Origin of the sequence: Flavobacterium polysaccharolyticum, assembly GCF_038739875.1 — a bacterium.
Classification (GTDB): Bacteria; Bacteroidota; Bacteroidia; order Flavobacteriales; family Flavobacteriaceae; genus Flavobacterium; species Flavobacterium polysaccharolyticum.
Window position 1 is genome coordinate 40,708 of record NZ_JBCGDP010000021.1, and the last position, 19,894, is coordinate 60,601.

Below are 19,894 nucleotides of genomic sequence, written 5' to 3' on the forward strand. Positions count from 1 at the left end.
GTTTTAGTTTTTTTTCAATTTATTAGTGTTGATGTTTAGAGCTTGCATCATCTTGTGATAAATCTCGTTGTTTTCGTAAATGCCAGAAAAGAGTTCTTCTGATTTTCCTTTTGCAAAAACAGGAACAAGAATTGTGGTGTGTTGATTCGAACTAAAGTTAACTGCTACTTTCGATGGAACTTCTTCCTCTTTTCCTGTGACTGGATTTTTTTCGTAAAATTTATCCAAACTTACCCCACCTGTTTCGTGATCGGCAGTAATAACTAATAAAGTATTGGGATGTTTTTTGATGTATTGTAAAACCACACCTATAGTTTTGTCAAAATCCAAAACTTCTTGTATCATCAAATCAGCATTTTTATCATGGCCACCCCAATCAATATAAGACCCCTCGACCATCAAGAAAAAAGGTTTCTTTTGGGCATCAAGATAATCCAAACTCAATTGTGTAGCTTCTTGCAAATAAGCTTTTCTGCCTTCAACTTTTGACGGAATTCCTTCATCGGCTAGGAGATAGCCATTTTTTTTGGAGGGATCAAATGGTTCTTGCTGAGTATGAATTTTGTAATTTTTGTTTTCCAATTCTTTAATCAAATCCCGACCATCTTTTCTTTTGTTAAAAAATTTAAGTCCACCACCAGAGAAGAAATCAACTTTTTCATTTAATAAGTGCAAAGCGATATTATCATTAACATCTCTATCATTTTCGTGGGCATAAAAACTAGCAGGTGTAGCGTGGGTAATAGCTGTTAAACATACCAATCCTGTTTTGTATCCGCGATTGGACAAGGTTTCTAAAATTGTTTCGGCTCTGAGGGTATCTTTTGTCAGACCAATGGCTCTTTTGAATGTTTTTTGTCCAATAGAAAAAGCGGTTGCACCAGCAGCCGAATCTGTGATTTTGTGCGAAGTACAAGACGTTTTACTCAATCCCAAGGTTTTAAACTGGCTAAAATTAGGAACGCTATCGTTGAAGTAAAAGGCAGATGAAACCTGAGCTAACCCCATTCCATCACCTATCATAAAAATGATACTCAAGGGTTCTTCGTTTTTTTTATGTTTTTTTTGAGCCAATAAAGGATGGCTAAATAGGACTAGTAAAATTGTTGCTACAAAGACATAAAAAGGTGAACGTGTATTTTTCATAGTTTAATTTTTACAAAAAAAACTATTCTGCTTCATGTAGGCAGAATAGTTCTTGTTAGGTTTTTTTGTTTGAAAGTTAATACCCTTCATTTTGTTTTAGGTATCCTGGTTCTGACGAAGCACCATCAATAGCGCTTTGCGGAATTGGGAACAAGCGTTTTTTGACATCAGTATCTGTTTTTTCTGTCCAAGTACCTTCATATTTGCCAAAACGAATCATGTCTGTACGACGTAACATTTCCCAGTAAAATTCAAATCCTCTTTCTCTGTAAAGAATGTCCAATGAAATACTAGTTAGTGCTGGAGGGGTTAATCCAGCTCTAGCCGTTCTTGCAGCTCTTACTGTATTTAAATCGGCCAAAGCTCCTCCAATGTCATTGTTTTTTCGCAATTTAGCTTCGGCTCTCATCAAATAAACATCGGCTAAACGCAATAATGAAATATCAGCATCTCCTTTGTTTCTTCCTGTATCTGATTTTTTAGAAAACTCATATTTCAAAACTCTATAACCGTTACTATAACCGCTTCCTGTGGTGGTGAAATCAACATTTAAAGTGTGATTTACTAATCTTTTTTTGTCTGATCGTGTGATGTTTCTTAGTTTACTAATTTTGTAGCCAATTCCATCAGCACATCTTTGAAATGGTTGTCCTTTGGCAGTGGTAATCAAACCATATTGTTGACCTCTTAGAATTCCTCTGTTTATTTTGAATTGGCTTGCTGTTAAGCAAGAATCAGCTGGAATAACTAGATTTTGTTTAAAGAAACGAGCATCTACAGTAGCTGGATCAGTTGTTCCGTAGGCATTGATCCAAGTATTGTAATAGTCAGGGGTAATGGCAGGACCATCTGTACCATTGGCGTTCACATAGGCTGGCAATGGAAACATGTCCCCTGATAGAGAAAAATAAGCCAAACGATTGTGTCCATTTAATTCGGCGCGTTGGTCAACAGCAAAAATTAGTTCTTTATTGGTATGGTTTTCATCATCAAAAATAGCAAAGTATTCAGGTGAGAGTTGGTATTGTCCGGATTGAGTGATTTTGTTTGTGTATTCAATCACTTTGTCCATATCCTCTGATTTAAAATCAAAAGTAGTTGCATAAGGATTGCTGTAAACTGCTGCATTAAGGTGTAAACGAGCCAATAATCCCCAAACGGTTGCTTGTGTTATTCTACCTGGTCCTGTTGTTGTCGCTACTTGATTTTCAATTCCTACTAACTCGTTTTTTATATAATTGACAGCTTCGCTACCACGAATTATTTTAGAATTAGCAGTAAGGTCTTCTTTTACAAACACTAAACCGAATAGATCAAGTGCTAGCATAGAATAATAGGCTCTTATTCCTTTCGCTTCAGCCAAATAAAGACTTGCTTTTGTGTTTTTAGTTTGCATAGCAGCTAGTTCACTCACAGCTGCATTAGATCTTGCAATTCCTTTGGTAATAGCATCCCAAGTTTCTTTTACAGGTACATGTGAACTGGTAAGTGTATGACGATGTAGGTCGATATATATTCCATTATCTCCCCAGTCAGTACCACCACGATAAGGTAATATAGCTTCGTCTGTTGATATTTCCTGAAGGGCAAAATATCTAGTATGCAAAAACAAATCAGCCATTACTGCATAAGCAGGAACAAGGGTCGCTTCGGCAGCCAATGCTTCTGGTACACTTCCGTTTAAGGATTCGTCTAGAATTTGTTCATCGAGGTCACTACATCCTACTTGAAAAAGAATCAGTGAGCATAGCGCTAATTTTATAAATCTATTTTTCATTGTGTTTTTTTTAAGGTTATTTTAAAGTCATATTGTATTTGACTTTTATTAAAATAATTTCGAGGAATTAAAGAGAAACATTTAATCCTAAAAGAATAGTTCTTGCTTTTGGATAACTCAAATAATCAATCCCATAAGAAGAGATCCCATCTGAACTTCTATCAGTGTTTACTTCGGGATCATAGCCATCATATTTGGTAATTACGAATAAGTTTTGTCCCGTTATTGAGAATCGCATTGTTTTTATCCAATTAGATAAACCGATGGCATTCATGTCAAAGTTATATCCTAATGATAAATTATTTAATCTTAGGTAAGCACCATCTTTTAAATAACGGGTAGAAACTGAGGCTGGGTTGGTATTAGATTCTTTAGGATACTCAGTAGCAGCAGCTGTAGTATTTACTGATTTAACCAATTTTGCTCTATAAAAATTAGAGTTGGCTGTATTATCATATATTTTGTTTCCAGAAACACCATTAAAGTTAAAGCTCAAATCAAAACCTTTGTATCCTAGATTTCCATAGAAGTTATATAATTTGTCAGGTAAAGCAGTCCCTGCAATAATTCTATCGGAGTCATTGACAATACCATCATTATTTGTGTCTCTGTATTTACTTAATCCTGTGGTTTCGTCAATGCCTATGAATTCTTTTAGATAGAAAGTACCGATGGGTTGTCCGCTCATGTAACCATTTATGGCAGCAGAAGACAAACCACTACCCGAAGCAGTTCCAGTTGTAAGAATAGTGTAAGGAAGATTTTTGATTTTATTGTCAATAAAACTCATATTTCCTCCGATTCCTACAGAAAGACCGTTTTCGAATTTATGTTTATAGTCAAGAGCTATTTCTAATCCTTTATTGGTAATAGTCATATCTTCAACATTTGTCCAATAAGTGGTTGCGGGCTTAATAGGGTCAGCAGGAACAACTTTCATTAGTATTTTGCTAGTTTCTTTGTTGAAATAATCTATAGTTCCTGTTAAAGCATCATTAAAAAGACCAAAATCCAAACCAATATTAGATTGTGTAGAAACTTCCCATTGGATATTAGGATTGGCTAAACGAGCATAGGTAGCACCTCCATAATAAGTAGTAGAAGGATCTAATGGATAGCTGGTGCCTGATGATACTGATACTGTTGAAGAACTTTGAGTAATTTTTGAAGGGATTTCTTGATTACCTGTTTGTCCCCAACCAGCTCTTAGCTTTAGATTGCTAAAAGGCGTTTCTTTCATGAATTTTTCTTCTGAGATCACCCAACCTGCGGCAAATGAAGGAAAGTATCCATATTTGTTGTTGTCACCAAATTTAGATGAGCCATCAGCTCGAAAGGTAGCGGTTAACAAATATTTTTGATTGTAATTGTATCCAATTCTACCAAAATAGGATTGTAATTCGTTGATAGCAGCTGAACCTCCTGGTCGATTATTGATAAAAGTCAAATCTTGTCCTAAACCTGGATTGTACACAGGTTCAATTCCGTTGTCAGTAAATTTATTAATGCTCCAATTACGTGTTTGGATGTAATTTTTTTGATACGAATGACCAGCCATTGCCGATACATTATGATTTCCAAAATCCTTAGTGTAGGTTAAGTAGTTTTCAATCAAACGATTGTTGTTTTTAAAATAGTAAGCGTCCAATCGGCCTTCTTTGAAAGGAATTGTACTTGGCAAATTTTGAATATCTTGGTCAGCGTTCGATCTATCAATACCAAAATTTAATTTATAAGTAAGACCTTTAATGATTTCATAAGACGGCGAAATGTTGGCTATGATACGATTGGTTTCAGTTTTATCACTGTATAGTTTTAATGTAATTAGTGGATTTTCTACATCGGAAAAAACAGTAGGATTGCCCGCTAAATCTCTAGCTGAATAAGTAGGATTTAAACTTATTGCACTACCTATTAGCGTTTCAATATTTGGTCGGTCAGAAAGGGAATTAGTTACGTTTAAATTATAATCAATTTTCAATTTTCCATTTAAGGCTTTTTGTGTTAAGTTGATTCTACCAGTAACGCGTTTTAAATTATTATTTCTGATAATTCCTTCTTGGTTTAAGGCACCAATAGAAGCGTAATAAGTTAGGTTGTCTGTACCGCCATTCATGGTGAAATTATGATTTTGCGTAATAGCCAAACGAGTAATTTCTTTTTGCCAATTAGTATTCCCACCCAAATCAGTTAAAGCACCGCCTAATGCTACTACTTGTTTTCTAAATTCATCTGCACCAAATACAGGCAATTCTCTGGCAATAGTTGAGCTAGCCATACTAGTGGAGAATGAAATTTGTGATTTACCTGATTTTCCTCGTTTTGTAGTAACAATAATAACTCCATTGGCTCCTCTGGAACCATAAATTGCAGTTGCTGAAGCATCTTTCAAGACGTCAATAGACTCAATGTCGTCCGCATTTATAAAACTCAATGGATTAGTTGCGCCTCCCGTAGTAGAGTTGTCAATAGCAAAACCATCAATCACAAACAATGGAGAGTTCCCTGTTCTAATCCCTCCTTGACCACGAATACTTATTGTTTGCGTACTTCCAGGTTCTCCACTAGCTGAAGTAATATTTACCCCCGAAACTTTTCCTTGAATTAATTGCTCAGGTGAAGTTACAATACCTTTGTTGAATTCTTCGTTTTTTATAGAGGTAACCGCACCTGTAATGTCTTTCTTTTTAGCAGTTCCATAACCGATAACGACCACATCTTTTAGTTGATTATCATCAGACTTTAATATTATTTTTAAGTCATCTTTATCAATAATTATTTTTTGTTGATTTTTCATGCCCAAATAGCTAAACTCAATCACTTCACCTATAGAAGCTTCTATTGAAAAATGCCCATCAAAATCTGTGGTAACTGCATTTTTTTTCGCTTTTACTGTAATATTTACCCCCGCTAAAGGAAAGTTGGATTCATCTAATACAACACCTTTTACTTTATTTTGTGACCACGAAGTAGTACAAAAAATCATAAAAAATGCAACTAACAAATAATTAATTTTCTTCATTTCAGCTTTTTTTAAATTTGAAGCAAAGAAAATGGGTCATCATTAAATTAACATGAATGTCAAGTTATCATATTTTAATATTGGCTAAATGATTTTGTATTGATATTTGGTCGCTTTTTTAACATTATTTGATAAAATATACAATTATATGAAGTGTTAATTATACAATTAATGTTTTTTTTATAGAAAAAAAGGATTAGTCGTAAATAATCAATATTGGTTTTAAAATTAACAATATATTAAGGAATCTATTCATTTATGTTTTTTGTGTTAAACAGCTAAAAACTCAATCTTGTTTCTTTGGATTCTGTTTGAATATAAATGCAATGGTATGGAAGTGGAGAAGAACTGGTTTTGTTTGAGAGGGTAATTGTTTTGTTTTTAAAAAAACAACTTTCGGTACTAATTAATTTTCAAATTTAGGTCACTTAAAATTAATAATAAGCAAAAATCGATATCGCATTTATTTTCGTAAATTTGCGCCTCAATAAAAAATAATTTATCATGGAAAACGGAATATACGCTAAATTCAATACCTCTAAAGGATCGATTTTGGTAAAATTGACTCACGATTTGACTCCAGGAACAGTTGGGAATTTCGTGGCTTTGGCAGAAGGAAATATGGAAAATAAAGTAAAGCCTCAAGGTGTAAAATACTATGATGGTTTATCTTTTCACAGAGTAATTCCTGATTTTATGATTCAAGGAGGATGCCCAAAAGGAACTGGAACTGGTGATCCAGGCTACAAATTTGATGATGAGTTTCATCCTTCTTTGAAACACGATCGCCCTGGGGTTTTATCTATGGCTAATGCTGGACCTGGAACGAACGGATCGCAGTTTTTTATCACTCACGTTCCAACAAGCTGGTTGGATAACAAACACACCGTTTTCGGGCACGTAATCGAAGGACAAGAGGTTGTAGATGCTGTAGCACAAGGAGACCAATTGGAGACTTTAGAAATTATTCGTGTAGGTGAAGAAGCGCAAAACTGGAATGCTATTGAAGCTTTTATCGGTTTAAGAGGAGCTAGAATGAAAAGAGAAGCTGCTTTGAAAGCGGAAGCAGAAGCAAAAATGGAACAATTAGCTGCTGGTTTTGAAAAAACAGAAAGTGGATTGCGTTACCAATTTATTCAAAGAGGTTCTGGTAAAAAAGCTGAAAACGGAAAAACAGTTGCTGTACATTATGAAGGTTCTCTTGAAAATGGAAAAGTTTTTGATTCTTCTTACCCAAGAAAAAAACCAATCGAATTTCGTTTAGGACAAGGTCAAGTTATTGAAGGTTGGGACGAAGGTATCGCTTTGTTGCAAGTTGGAGATAAAGCCCGTTTTGTAATCCCATCAGATTTGGCTTATGGACCAAGTGGAGCAGGAGGAGTTATTCCACCACACGCTACTTTGATTTTTGATGTTGAATTAATGGATGTAAAATAAAAAAAAAGCATCAATTTATAGATCCCAAAACAGACTAATTAGCTGTTTTGGGATTTTTTTTGTAGTATTGAATAGAAACTAAATAAAAATTCTATGAGTATAAAAAATGAGACTCCTTTGAGTTGGGAAGAATTTGAAAGAGTAGAGATGCGAGTAGGAACCATACTAGAAGTTAATGATTTTCCTGAAGCTAGAAAACCCGCTTATCAACTCACTATTGATTTTGGTGCGCTTCTAGGTATTCGAAAATCTTCGGCTCAGATTACTAGACGTTATACTAAACAAGAATTAGTAAACCGACAAATTGTAGCGGTAGTGAATTTTCCGAAAAAGCAAATTGGTAAATTTAATAGTGAATGTTTGGTGCTTGGCGCTGTAGATGAGCAGGGAGACGTGGTTTTGCTGTTCCCTGATTTTAAAATAGAAAACGGTTTGAGAATCGCTTAGTTAATCTTTTGGATTAAAAGCTTCAAAATTTCTTGCCCTTCTTCCCAAAGACCTAGATTCATTTCGGAATTGATGTGTCCTTTCCTGCCAATATTTATGAAATCACTTCCCCAATTTTTGGACAACTCTTGAGCTCTTTCTAAAGTCATATAAGGGTCATTTTCGCTTCCAACCACAATCGAAGGAAAGGGCAGTGGATGCGTGGGAATTGGGGCAAAATTCCATGTGCATTCTGGGGTGTGTTGAGGGGAGTCAACATCAGCGGGTGCTACTAATAGTGCTCCTTTAATAAAAGGATTTTCAAATGTCTTTGTCCAATGAGCGACTAAGATGGTGGCTAAACTATGCGCGACCAAAATGGTTGGTTCTTGAATGGTTTGTATGGTTTTTTCTAGGCGTTCTACCCAATCGTTGAGTAAAGGTTGATCCCAGTTATCTTGAGTTACTTTGGTGACATTTGGAAAATGGTCTAACCAAAAGTTTTGCCAATGCCCCAGTCCTGAGTCGCCTAAACCAGGAATGATGAGGAGTTTTACTGTCATTATGATTTCTTTTTTAAAGCCGTTATTCTTTTTACTTCTTTAGTCAATAGCGGAAGTGCGGGTTCTATCATTCCGTGATCAAATCCTTCTAATTCATAAAGTGTGGTCGATGGATGTCCTTTGATTTTCATCATGCGCATCAAATAGGCATTTTCTTCGTAGCGACCAAGAAGTTCGAGTTGGCGATCTCCAGTGATTAATAATAAAGGTGGAGCATCAGCTCGAACGTGATATAAGGGTGCAAATTCGTCAATTATGGGTTGTGTGTCTGGAATGCCTCTTTCTTTTCTGATTTCGAAATGAGTGATGGCTTGACCACTCAACGGGATGAGTCCTGCAATGGTATTGGCATCGATAGCATAAGATTGTAACCATTTTTTATCGAGTCCAATCATCATTCCGAGGTAGCCTCCAGCAGAATGCCCAGATACAAAGAGTAAAGAGGAATCGCCACCATATTTTACGATGTTCTTAAAGGTCCATGCTACTGCGGCAGCGGCGTCTTCGATACAGTTTTTCACTTTTACTTTGGGAGAAAGTCGGTAGTTTACCCCAATAATGGCGAAACCTTTTTCTTTTAATCCAGATAAAATTTCTTTGTTTCCTGCCGATAATCCTCCTCCGTGAAACCAAATGATGGTAGCAAATCCTTTGCTGTTTTTTGGGTAATAAATGTCTAAAACGCAGCGTTCTTTAATGTAGGGATCGCTTTGTGCAACAGATTCGTTGTAATAAGGAATATTATTCTCTTGGACATATTCTATTTTTTGTCCCCAAAGAAAAGGGCTTATGAGTAATAGTAGAAAGGCAAAATAAGTAGTTTTCATTGATTATTTTTTACTCCATAAATATATTGATTTTTCAACTTTTATTGGGAGATGTCATGAAAAAGAGTCGTGATTTTTAGCCCTAATGGAAGCGGTATCCTTGCTGGGGCTCTTCTTTTTTGAGCCTCAGGAAGATATAGCGTACAGCAGGAGGAGACGTGAAGGATAGCGTGGACTTGTGCTCCAAAAAAAAATCCAAAAATCAGTTGACTTTTGGACTTAGGTAAGTGTTAATTGATTTTAGATGTCATCAAAATCGATATCCGTAAAACTAGATACTTTTGGAGTACTTTCGTTTTCTACTGTTTCGTTAGAGAATTCTCTTTTGAAATCTTTTTGGTGTCTTTCCGAGATTACTTCTTCGCCTTTATGGTTTAAAATATAAGAAGTCATGTCGTTTAAAATTTCTTCGAAAGCGGCAAAATCCTCTTTATACAAATAAATCTTGTGTTTTTTGAAATGGAAAGAGCCATCTTCTTCGGTAAATTTTTTGCTTTCAGTAATGGTAATGTAGTAATCGTCAGCCTTTGTGGCTCTTACATCAAAGAAATATGTTCTTCTTCCAGCGCGAAGCACTTTAGAATAAATTTCTTCTTTTTCTAGCATGTCATTTTCTCTCATAATTCTTTCGATCCTTTTATAAATAGCAATCAAAAATCATAAAAAATTATTGATAAAACAACATTTATAGTAATTCTTTTTCCGAAAGTTGTTTTAAATAGAGCGCAGCATAATAACCTTCTTCATTTATTAATTGATTATGAGAGCCTTGCTGAATAATTTTTCCGTTTTCAAGGATGATGATTTTGTCAGCATTTTTTGCAGATGAAACTCTGTGGCTTACAATGATGGTAGTTTTGTCTTTGCAAATTTCAAATAGATTATTCAAAATTGCTTCTTCGGTCTCGGTGTCTACTGCTGATAGACAGTCATCAAAAAGTAAAATTTCGGGTTTTTTGATGATGGCTCTGGCGATAGAAACACGTTGTTTTTGTCCGCCAGACAAAGTGATGCCGCGTTCGCCCAAAATAGTGTCGTAGCCTTTGTTGAAGCCTTCTATATTGTCATGAACCACAGCGCTTTTGGCAGCATCAATAACCTCGATGTCAGTAGCGTTTTCTTTGCCAAATTTGATGTTGTTTTTGATGCTATCTGAGAATAGGAAGGCATCTTGAGGTACGATTCCGATACTGTTTCTTAAATCAAATAAATTCAATTGACTGATTTCTTTTCCGTCAATTTTTACTTGTCCTTCGGTGACATCATACATCCTAGAAATGAGCGATAGAAGGGTTGATTTTCCTGAACCCGTTTTGCCAAGAATAGCCAATGTTTCTCCTTTTTTTACAGTGAATGAAATGTTCTTAAGCGCTTCGATATTAGTGTCTTCGTAGGTGTAGCTGACATTTTCGAAAGCAATATGACCTTCAACTGTACTTGGATTTGAATTATTGTTTTGGATGTCAGGAACAATTTTTAAGAATTCGTTCAAGCGTTTTTGAGAAGCCTCAGCCTCTTGTACCATAGACGAAACCCAGCCCAATGAAGCAACTGGCCATGTTAGCATATTGACATATAAAATAAATTCGGCGATGGTACCAATGCTTTTTATGGAGCCATTGATGTACAAAACGCCTCCAAAATAAATAACGACTAAGTTGCTAATCCCAATTAATGCCAGCATCAATGGGCCAAATAATGATTGAACTCTGGCAAGACTTAAGCTTTTGCTTTTGCTTTCTTCCGCGAGACCGATGAGGTTATTTTGTTGCTGATTTTCTAACGAATAGGCTTTGATGACACGGATTCCAGAGAATATTTCTTGAGTAAAACTAGAAACTTTGGATAAGTATTGTTGGAAAACGGTACTGCGAATGTTGATTTCTGAACTTAATTTGAAAATGGCATAGGACAAAATTGGCAGTGGGAGCAAAGTGTAAAGGGTTAATCTTGGTGAGACATTGTACATGTAAGCAATAACAATGGCAAAACGAATAAAGGTATTGATGGTGTACATAACCGCTGGTCCAACATACATTCGCACTTTTGAAACATCCTCGCTAATACGGTTCATCAAATCGCCTGTGCGGTTTTTTTTGTAGAAGTTTTGCGAAAGGTTTTCGTATTGACGAAATACTTCATTTTTTAAATCAAATTCGATATGACGTGACATTACAATCAATGTTTGTCGCATCAAAAAGGTTAAAAATCCTGCAACAATGGTTGTTGCAATAATTAATAAAACGTTGTGAATGAGTTCTTCTCTGTAATTTGCAATAACTACTACGGATGATTTTTCTACACTAGAAAGTTTGTCAAATTTTTCGATAGCTTCAAGTGAACTACTAATCAATTTTGGAGTAAATAGAGAAAATATTTGTGCGATAATTGTGATTAAAATACCAAGAGAGAAGCTGTATTTGTATTTTATAAAGTATTTATCTAAATAACGTAATTCTTTCATTTTTTTTGAGATTCGGACTTGTTTCTTTTTCTATTATCACTTTTTTGTTAAAAAAAGCAAGCTGGTTTCTTTGTAATGTTTAATAAAAATTTATGAGATTGTCAAAATATAGTTTTAAAATTAGGTTATGTTTAATTATTTTATATTTTTGAATCGAAATTTTATCAAATTTGTAAAATAATAAAATCAACAGCTTATGAATACAACACTAGCCACTGCTAAGGAAATTCAAAAAATGGATCCTGTTTTTGGTCAAATCTCATTTGATGACCACGAACAAATTGTATTTTGCAACGACAAAGATACAGGATTAAAAGCAATAATTGGTATTCATAATTCGGTAATGGGGCCAGCTTTGGGTGGTACAAGAATGTTTAATTATAGTAATGAATGGGAAGCTTTGAATGATGTTTTGCGTTTGTCACGCGGAATGACTTTTAAATCTGCTATTACTGGTTTGAATATTGGTGGAGGAAAAGCAGTAATTATTGGTGATGCCAAAACACAAAAAACACCTGAATTGATGCGTAAGTTTGGTGAATTTGTTCACTCCTTAAGCGGAAGATATATCACGGCTGAAGATGTGGGTATGGAAACTGCTGATATGGACCTTGTGAGAGATGTGACGCCTTATGTAACTGGAATTTCAGAAGAAAGAGGAGGAGCAGGAAACCCGTCTCCTGTAACTGCTTTTGGAGTTTATATGGGGATGAAAGCTGCTGCTAAACAACAATTTGGATCAGATGTTTTAACTGGTAAAAAGGTTTTAGTACAAGGAATTGGACACGTGGGTGAAGCTTTGGTTGAATACCTGACGAAAGAAGGTGCTTTGGTTACCATTTCAGATATCAACGAAGAGCGTTTGTATGAAGTAGGAAAAAAATACAATGCCACTGTTTATACTGGAACAGATGTATATGCGGAAGAAGTTGATATCTATGCGCCTTGTGCAATGGGTGCTACTATTAATGATGCAACTATTCATAAAATTAAAGCAAAAGTAATTGCAGGAGCAGCTAATAATCAGTTGGCAAATGAAACTGTTCACGGTGCAATTTTGCAAGAAAGAGGTATTTTGTATGCGCCAGATTTCTTGATCAATGCTGGAGGGATTATTAATGTGTATGCAGAATTAGCGCATTACGGTAAAGCTGAAATTATGGCTAAAACTGAAAATATTTATAATACTACTTTGGAGATTTTTGATTTTGCAATTGCTAACAAAATGACCACACATCAAGCAGCTTTGACTATTGCGCAACAACGTATTGCGGAAAGAAAACTAGCAAATAGTAAATAATAGTTTTTATAAATTTTTTAGTGTTCCAATTTTAGAAAGGTTTTTCGAATCTTTATATTAATTGGAACACTTTTTATTTATTAAATAAATTACTGTTCAAATTTTCATTTAAAGGATGAAATCCTTAATTTTGCAGACTAATTTTTAAAAGTTCTTACAAGGTGGTAAACAGAAGACACATACGCGTTAAAGTCATGCAATCCATTTATGCTATGCATCAAAACGGCTCTGATAATCTAGAAAAAGAAGAAAAATTTCTCTTTTATAGTATTGATAGCATTCTAGATTTATACCTTACGATGGTGTCGTCATTATTAGAAATTTGTAAAAAAGAACAAATCTTTTTGCATTTATCAAGTCAGAAACACCTTGCTACTCCTCAAGAACGCAAACCCAACGAAAAGTTTATCAAGAATGCTGTTTTTCAGATTTTGGCTGAAAATAATTCTTTGAGTATCGCGATGGAGAATCGTAAAATTAATAATTGGTCGTTGAACGATGATTATATTATTATTTTGCTTAATGCGATAAAAGAAAGTAAATTGTTTGCAAAATACATGAGCAATACAGTAAATACTTTTGAAGAAGATAAAGAATTTATTGCGGCTGTTTTTGAAGAAATTATCGTACCTAATGAAAAGTTATACGAATACTTAGAGGACGATAAGTTGACTTGGATTGACGATATTCCGATGGTGAATACTCAAATTTTGAAGCAGTTAAAAGCATTGAAGCCTCTAGAGGAAGATAATTTTAGAGTGCCAAAGTTGTACAAGGATACCGAAGACAAAGATTTTGTTCGTGATTTGTTCCGAAAAACGGTTTTGAACGAAAAAGAATTAGCCAAAGCGTATGATGATAAAACCCCAAATTGGGATAGTGATCGTATTGCAGAAATTGATACTATCATTTTGAAAATGGCTATTTGTGAGTTTTTGAAATTCCCATCGATTCCAGTAAAAGTAACCTTGAACGAATATTTAGAAATTGCAAAAGAATATTCTACTCCTAAAAGTAGTATTTTTATCAACGGAATTTTAGATAACCTTGTAAAAGAATTAACTGAAAGCAAAAAGTTGGTAAAAGTTGGTCGTGGCTTGATGTAGTCGATAACGAGCAATATTTAAATTTAACAAAACAAAAAATAACAAATTAAGATTTTTATTATGGGACAATTACAACAGTTTTTACCGTTTTTATTGATGTTTGTGGTGATTTATTTCTTCATGATTAGACCACAACAAAAACGTGCTAAAAACGAAAAAGAATTTGAAAGCAGTTTAAAAGTAGGGGATAAAATTGTAACAAAAAGTGGATTACACGGTAAAGTTGCCGAGTTGTCTGAGACTACAGTTATTATTGAAACAATGTCAGGGAAATTAAAGATGGAGCGTTCTGCGATATCTATGGAAATGAGCGCAGCTTTGGCTAAGAAATAGTAGCTTTATTAATCAAATAAAAAAAATCCCAAATTCCTAATTAATGGAATTTGGGATTTTTTAGTTTGGAACAATCAGCTTATTTCTTTTTGCTCTTTTTGTTTTTCTTAGCTTTTTTTGCCTTTGCTTTTGCTTTTTTCTCTTTAGCCTTAGCTTTAACTTTTGCTTTTTTAGCTTTGTCTTTTTTAGCCTTTTTTGCTTTCTTGGCTTTTGCTTTAGCTTTCTCTTTTGCTTTAGCTTTTTTTGCTTTTTCCTTTTCCTTTTCGCTCATTTTTATTTTGTTTTTTTTCTTTTTTTTGTCTTCGGACTTTTCTTCAGACTTTTCATTCGAACCTATTTCCGGTTCTTCTTTTTTTACTTCTTCTTCACTAATTGCTGCTGGAACTGAAGTATTGGTGTTTTCTTGAGTAGTAACTTTTGTTCTGCTTGCCCTTGGTTTTGGAGTTGTAACTGTGGTTTTTGTTACCTCAGGTTTATTGGTAGTTGCTGTTGTAGTCGTAGTTCTTGCAGTTCTTCGTTTTGGAGCGACAGTTTTTTCAACTTTAGGTAATTCTGTTGTTGCTGAAGGTGTAGATTCGGTAACGGTATTGTCTTCTTTTTTCTCTATCATAATGTGGTCTATTTAATGGGTCACTTTACTATTGTGAATATTTAATAAAAATTCAATGTTAACAAAATGTTTCTTAATTATTAACAAATGTAGTGAACGTAAATCAATTCCAATGTTAAGTTTTTTAATTGGGTTTGTAGTGGAATACAGACTTGGAATAAAAGAAAACCTCCAAAAAGTCAAACGTCTTTTTGGAGGTAGTGATTTTGAAGACAGTCTTAATCTAGGTAATAGATTTTAGATGCTTATCTTTTGCGTCTTGATTTTGGTGCGGGATTTTCAAAATCAGTATTTGCGGTAAGCTTGGCAATTTTCACAATAACATCAATTGCTTTTTGCATGCTTTCAACGGGAACATATTCGTATTTTCCGTGAAAGTTATGACCACCTGCAAAAATATTTGGACAAGGTAATCCTTTGTAGGATAATTGACAGCCATCGGTTCCTCCACGAATAGGCTTGATAATCGGTTTTACCCCGACTTGTTTCATCGCTTCTTCTGCAATATCTACAATGTGTTTTACTGGCAATACTTTTTCCTTCATATTGTAGTACTGATCTTTGATCTCGGCTATGGCTATGGGCTTACCAAATTGTTTGGCAAACTTTTTATTGATTTTTTGAACCATTTTTTCAATCAACTCTTTTCTTTTTTCAAATTTAGTCTTAGAATGATCTCTAATGATTAATTCCAAAACGGTTTCTTCTATACTACCTTTTACATGGTGCACGTGAAAGAAACCTTCATATCCTCTGGTTTCTTGTGGCGTTTCCCCTTTTGGTAAAGCAGAAATAAAATCATTAGCGATTAGCATTGAATTGATCATTTTTCCCTTAGCATAACCCGGATGTACGCTTTTTCCTTTGAAGGTAATTTTAGCTCCTGCGGCATTAAAATTTTCATATTCTAATTCGCCAACTTGGCTTCCGTCCATTGTATAAGCCCAATCCGCGCCAAATTTTTCTACATCAAAATGATGAGCGCCACGGCCAATTTCTTCATCGGGAGTAAAACCAACTTTAATGGTTCCGTGTTGGATTTCTGGATTTTGAATCAAAAATTCCATAGCAGAAACAATCTCAGTGATTCCGGCTTTATCATCGGCACCAAGGAGCGTAGTTCCGTCGGTGGTGATTAAGGTTTGTCCTTTGTATTGCAACAAATCTTTAAAGTATTTAGGCGAAAGAACGATGTTTTGGGCTTCGTTGAGTATGATGTCTTTTCCGTCGTAATTAGGTATAATTTGAGGTTTTACATTGGCTCCAGTGAAATCTGGAGTGGTGTCAAAATGAGCAATAAAACCAATGGTTGGAACTTTCTTATCAATGTTACTTGGCAAAGTTGCCATAATGTAAGCTTTGTCATCAATGGTCACATCTTGTAGTCCAATTCGTTGGAGTTCCTCGACTAGTTTATGGGCAAGATCCCATTGTTTGGTACTACTAGGAGTGGTGTCAGAATTTGGATCAGATTCGGTATCAACAGTTACATAACTTATAAAACGATCAATAATGTGTTGCATGGTGATTATTTTTTTGAACAAAGGTAAACATTTTGTGCTGTTTTTTTAATACTGAAAGGAAGGCTTCGGCTCACTTTTTTGCTGGTTTTTGAAATCATTTCTTTACTTTTGCGCCACACAACTACACTACTTATGTATAAATTATTGATTCGCCCGATACTTTTTTGTTTTGACCCTGAAAAAGTACATTATTTCACCTTTTCGTTAATTAGAATAGTTTCTAAAATCCCTGGATTTACTGCAATTTTCAGGTCACTTTATCTGGTAAACGACAAACGTTTAGAGACCGAAGTTTTTGGGTTAAAGTTTAAAAATCCAGTAGGTTTAGCTGCTGGTTTTGACAAGGATGCTACGCTTTATAAAGAACTTTCGAATTTTGGTTTTGGATTTATCGAAATAGGTACGTTAACACCAAAAGGACAAGAAGGGAATCCTAAAAAAAGGTTATTTCGATTAAAAGCAGATCAAGCCATTATTAATCGAATGGGATTTAATAATGGAGGCGTTTTGGAAGCAGTAGAACGTTTAAAATCGAACACTAATGTATTGATTGGTGGTAATATTGGTAAAAATAAATTGACACCCAACGAAGAAGCTACTTCGGATTATGAAATTTGTTTTGATGCTTTGTACGATTATGTGGATTATTTTGTGGTCAATGTAAGCTCTCCTAATACTCCAAATTTAAGAGCTTTGCAGGATAAAGAACCATTAACTCAATTGCTACAAACACTTCAAAATAAAAATATAGCTAAAGTTAGCCCTAAACCGATTTTGCTAAAAATTGCGCCTGACTTAACTGATGAGCAGTTACTAGATATTATTGATATTATGGCGGAAACTAAAATCGCGGGTTTAATTGCGACGAATACTACGCTTTCTCGTGAAGGACTTTTATCTGAAGCCAAAGGAGAAACTGGAGGATTGTCTGGTAAGCCGTTGAAGAATCGTTCGACAGAAGTAATTCGATTTTTGACCGAAAAAAGCAATCGCGCTTTCCCAATCATTGGTGTGGGGGGGATTCATTCTGCCGAAGATGCTATGGAGAAATTAGAAGCTGGTGCCAGTTTGATTCAATTGTATACAGGTTTTATTTATGAAGGCCCTGCCTTGGTAAAAGCAATCAATAAAGCTATTTTGAAACAGAAATAGTTTCCATGTTTTCGGCTTTGTACTTTAATTCCTTTTTTTATCTTTGAATTTATATGGAGCCAATAAAAATTATCGAATGCCCACGTGATGCGATGCAAGGAATAAAAACTTTTATTCCTACTGCGAGAAAAGTGTCCTATATTCAATCATTATTGCGAGTGGGTTTTGATAGTATCGATTTTGGAAGTTTTGTTTCTCCAAAGGCAATTCCACAAATGCAAGATACGTCTGCGGTATTAGAACAACTGGATTTATCCAAAACTGAAAGCAAACTATTAGCTATTATCGCCAATGTGCAAGGTGCTAAAGATGCCGCTTCTCATCAACCGATTCAATATTTGGGTTTTCCCTTTTCCATATCTGAGAATTTTCAAATGCGAAACACGCACAAAACCATTGCGGAGTCATTGATTACCTTACAAGAAATTCTCGAAATTGCTGACCAGCAAAATAAAGAAGTGATAGCCTATCTTTCAATGGGATTTGGAAATCCTTACGGAGATCCTTGGAATGAAGAAATTGTGGGCGAATGGACAGAACGATTGGCGCAAATGGGAGTCAAGATTCTCTCATTGTCAGATACGGTTGGAAGTTCCACACCAGAAGTTATTACGCATTTGTTTTCTAATTTAATTCCAAAATACCCCGCGATAGAATTTGGGGCTCATTTGCATACTACCCCAGATAAATGGTTTGAAAAGATAGATGCAGCTTATAATGCTGGCTGCAGACGATTTGATGGCGCAATTCAGGGTTTTGGTGGTTGTCCTATGGCTACGGATCGTTTAACGGGAAATATGCCTACTGAAAAATTACTTTCTTATTTTACCTCAAAAAAAGAGAACACCAATTTGAGTGCGATGAGTTTTGAAAGCGCCTATAATGAGGCTTCAAAATTGTTTGGAGAGTTTCATTAAATTAATCATATAATGCTGGTTTAAATCACTTCGTCTTTTTATGTTATTGTAAGCTAGTGTTTATGATTTGTTATTTGTTATCGAAACACATCAATCAAAATCATGTCATTTAGTTTTTGGAAAAAATGTAACATCTAGCCATTTATCTGAGACAAATGAGAGTCGTAATTATAAAATATTCGAAGACTTTGCCAATCAGTTAATCTTGATTGCTCAGGAGAAAAACAGTAATGATAGTTTTGAAATAAAAGGTAATATTTATGTTTTTGATTCTTTCTATTGACTTTTGTTTGAGTGTGTTTTAATGGGTTCATTTTATAAAAACAAAAGTGTAAATAAAACCTTGTGCACTTTTTGATATTAATGCGTAAATTCCTGTTCTTATTGAAATTAATTTGTAAGTCAATTTCTTATAGAATTATATTGCATAATATCAATGAATATGTTATTAACCAGCTGGTTTTAAAATTATTTTGAATTAACACTAGTGCTATTTAAAAAAAATATTTATTCGAGGCCTAATAATTCTTTCTTTAATTTTTCACCTACAGGTTTGTCAGATAGCCAATTTCCGAATAAAACTTTTTTAAACTCAAATCCTTTTACTTTACCTTCTAATTTGTCATTTTTATAAATCCAAATTGAAGTGTCTAACGGATTATAAATAAGATTAAAAAAATCGTTTTCTTTGGTTTCTTCTCTACCTAATAATGAGATTAAATAATCGATTTCTGTTTTGTGCTTTTCAAATACAATTTCGCCAGCAGAATTGCTCAAACCTTTCCTAAAAGCCTTTGTTAGTTTTTGTGATGTAACTAGAGGAGAAACTATTTGCATTCTAATAGCCATTTCAGTATCACTCTCTATAATTTCTTTAGGATCTACACTAAGTGTTGTAAGATATAAGGCTTGAACATACATATCCATAAATAATTTTGTTCTTGTACCAAAACCATTTAACTGTAATTTTTTGTCTTGAAATTCAATTGTTCTTGGAACAACAACGCCTTTTAGTTCGAATTGAGTTTGAGCATTACCTATAGAGAATGCTGCAAAGAAAAGTAGTGTAAAATAGAATAAATAATTTTTTTTCATTTTTTTTAAATTAAATTAAATTATGCGAATCAAGGCTTAAATTCAGTAATTTTAAAATTGCAAACAAAAAAAGAAATATTTTTCAAGTAATTTGTTTTAAATTTTGAAAATCATTGTGTTTAAGGTGTGCTTGAAGCGCTTTTAAATATAAAAGCGCAGATAAAATCACAAAATTAACATAAATTTATTAAAAATA

Annotated in this window: 17 protein-coding genes; 7 read left to right on the forward strand and 10 right to left on the reverse strand. The window is 34.3% G+C overall.

Going from position 1 to position 19,894, the window contains the following annotated elements; genetic code table 11:
* Positions 1-3: 3 nt before the first annotated feature.
* From WFZ86_RS17200 to WFZ86_RS17210, 3 genes are all read right to left on the reverse strand, one after another.
* Positions 4-1,146, reverse strand: coding sequence for an alkaline phosphatase (locus WFZ86_RS17200; RefSeq protein ID WP_342693074.1), 1,143 nt, complete (start codon positions 1,144-1,146; stop codon positions 4-6).
* Between the two features lie 76 nt (positions 1,147-1,222).
* The gene (locus tag WFZ86_RS17205; RefSeq protein ID WP_342693075.1) at positions 1,223-2,923 is read right to left on the reverse strand and encodes a RagB/SusD family nutrient uptake outer membrane protein; all 1,701 of its coding nucleotides are present in this window, start codon (positions 2,921-2,923) and stop codon (positions 1,223-1,225) included.
* A 67-nt stretch (positions 2,924-2,990) separates the two neighbouring features.
* The gene (locus WFZ86_RS17210; protein WP_342693076.1) at positions 2,991-5,945 is read right to left on the reverse strand and encodes a SusC/RagA family TonB-linked outer membrane protein; all 2,955 of its coding nucleotides are present in this window, start codon (positions 5,943-5,945) and stop codon (positions 2,991-2,993) included.
* A 504-nt stretch (positions 5,946-6,449) separates the two neighbouring features.
* Here WFZ86_RS17210 and WFZ86_RS17215 point away from each other — a divergent pair.
* Complete coding sequence (locus WFZ86_RS17215; RefSeq protein WP_298299872.1) at positions 6,450-7,382, forward strand: peptidylprolyl isomerase; 933 nt, start codon at positions 6,450-6,452, stop codon at positions 7,380-7,382.
* Positions 7,383-7,475: 93 nt separating this feature from the next.
* Positions 7,476-7,829, forward strand: coding sequence for a tRNA-binding protein (locus WFZ86_RS17220; RefSeq protein ID WP_342693077.1), 354 nt, complete (start codon positions 7,476-7,478; stop codon positions 7,827-7,829).
* Here WFZ86_RS17220 and WFZ86_RS17225 read toward each other — a convergent pair.
* From WFZ86_RS17225 to WFZ86_RS17240, 4 genes are all read right to left on the reverse strand, one after another.
* Entirely contained in the window at positions 7,826-8,371 is a 546-nt protein-coding gene (locus tag WFZ86_RS17225) for an RBBP9/YdeN family alpha/beta hydrolase (protein WP_342693078.1), read from the reverse strand. The two genes, WFZ86_RS17220 and WFZ86_RS17225, sit on opposite strands and share 4 nt — an antisense overlap.
* Complete coding sequence (locus tag WFZ86_RS17230; protein WP_342693079.1) at positions 8,371-9,198, reverse strand: alpha/beta hydrolase; 828 nt, start codon at positions 9,196-9,198, stop codon at positions 8,371-8,373. The genes WFZ86_RS17225 and WFZ86_RS17230 overlap by 1 nt, the downstream gene beginning before the upstream one ends.
* A gap of 240 nt (positions 9,199-9,438) precedes the next feature.
* Positions 9,439-9,819: a PUR family DNA/RNA-binding protein gene (locus WFZ86_RS17235; RefSeq protein ID WP_342693080.1), complete on the reverse strand. Its 381-nt coding sequence runs from the start codon at positions 9,817-9,819 to the stop codon at positions 9,439-9,441.
* Positions 9,820-9,883: 64 nt separating this feature from the next.
* On the reverse strand, positions 9,884-11,662 hold the full coding sequence (locus WFZ86_RS17240) for an ABC transporter ATP-binding protein (protein WP_342693081.1): 1,779 nt from the start codon (positions 11,660-11,662) through the stop codon (positions 9,884-9,886).
* A gap of 196 nt (positions 11,663-11,858) precedes the next feature.
* On the opposite strand from WFZ86_RS17240, the gene WFZ86_RS17245 reads away from it, so the two are divergent.
* The 3 genes from WFZ86_RS17245 (at position 11,859) to yajC (ending at position 14,401) form a co-directional block, all read left to right on the forward strand.
* On the forward strand, positions 11,859-12,962 hold the full coding sequence (locus WFZ86_RS17245) for a Glu/Leu/Phe/Val family dehydrogenase (protein WP_342693082.1): 1,104 nt from the start codon (positions 11,859-11,861) through the stop codon (positions 12,960-12,962).
* A gap of 194 nt (positions 12,963-13,156) precedes the next feature.
* Positions 13,157-14,068 carry a transcription antitermination factor NusB gene (gene nusB / locus WFZ86_RS17250; protein WP_342693083.1) on the forward strand — a complete coding sequence of 304 codons (912 nt, stop codon included), beginning with the start codon at positions 13,157-13,159 and terminating at the stop codon, positions 14,066-14,068.
* A 60-nt stretch (positions 14,069-14,128) separates the two neighbouring features.
* Positions 14,129-14,401 (forward strand): preprotein translocase subunit YajC, encoded by a 273-nt coding sequence (yajC, locus tag WFZ86_RS17255; protein WP_159685779.1) that lies wholly within the window; start codon positions 14,129-14,131, stop codon positions 14,399-14,401.
* Positions 14,402-14,480: 79 nt separating this feature from the next.
* Here the strand turns inward: yajC and WFZ86_RS17260 are convergent, their stop codons facing one another.
* Positions 14,481-15,011, reverse strand: a complete 531-nt coding sequence (locus WFZ86_RS17260) for a hypothetical protein (RefSeq protein WP_342693084.1) — start codon at positions 15,009-15,011, stop codon at positions 14,481-14,483.
* A 245-nt stretch (positions 15,012-15,256) separates the two neighbouring features.
* The gene (gene pepT, locus WFZ86_RS17265) at positions 15,257-16,534 is read right to left on the reverse strand and encodes a peptidase T (RefSeq protein ID WP_342693085.1); all 1,278 of its coding nucleotides are present in this window, start codon (positions 16,532-16,534) and stop codon (positions 15,257-15,259) included.
* A gap of 132 nt (positions 16,535-16,666) precedes the next feature.
* On the opposite strand from pepT, the gene WFZ86_RS17270 reads away from it, so the two are divergent.
* Positions 16,667-17,686, forward strand: a complete 1,020-nt coding sequence (locus WFZ86_RS17270; RefSeq protein ID WP_342693086.1) for a quinone-dependent dihydroorotate dehydrogenase — start codon at positions 16,667-16,669, stop codon at positions 17,684-17,686.
* A 53-nt stretch (positions 17,687-17,739) separates the two neighbouring features.
* Positions 17,740-18,603, forward strand: coding sequence for a hydroxymethylglutaryl-CoA lyase (locus tag WFZ86_RS17275; protein WP_342693087.1), 864 nt, complete (start codon positions 17,740-17,742; stop codon positions 18,601-18,603).
* Positions 18,604-19,110: 507 nt separating this feature from the next.
* Here the strand turns inward: WFZ86_RS17275 and WFZ86_RS17280 are convergent.
* Entirely contained in the window at positions 19,111-19,698 is a 588-nt protein-coding gene (locus tag WFZ86_RS17280) for a chalcone isomerase family protein (RefSeq protein WP_342693088.1), read from the reverse strand.
* Positions 19,699-19,894: the final 196 nt, after the last annotated feature.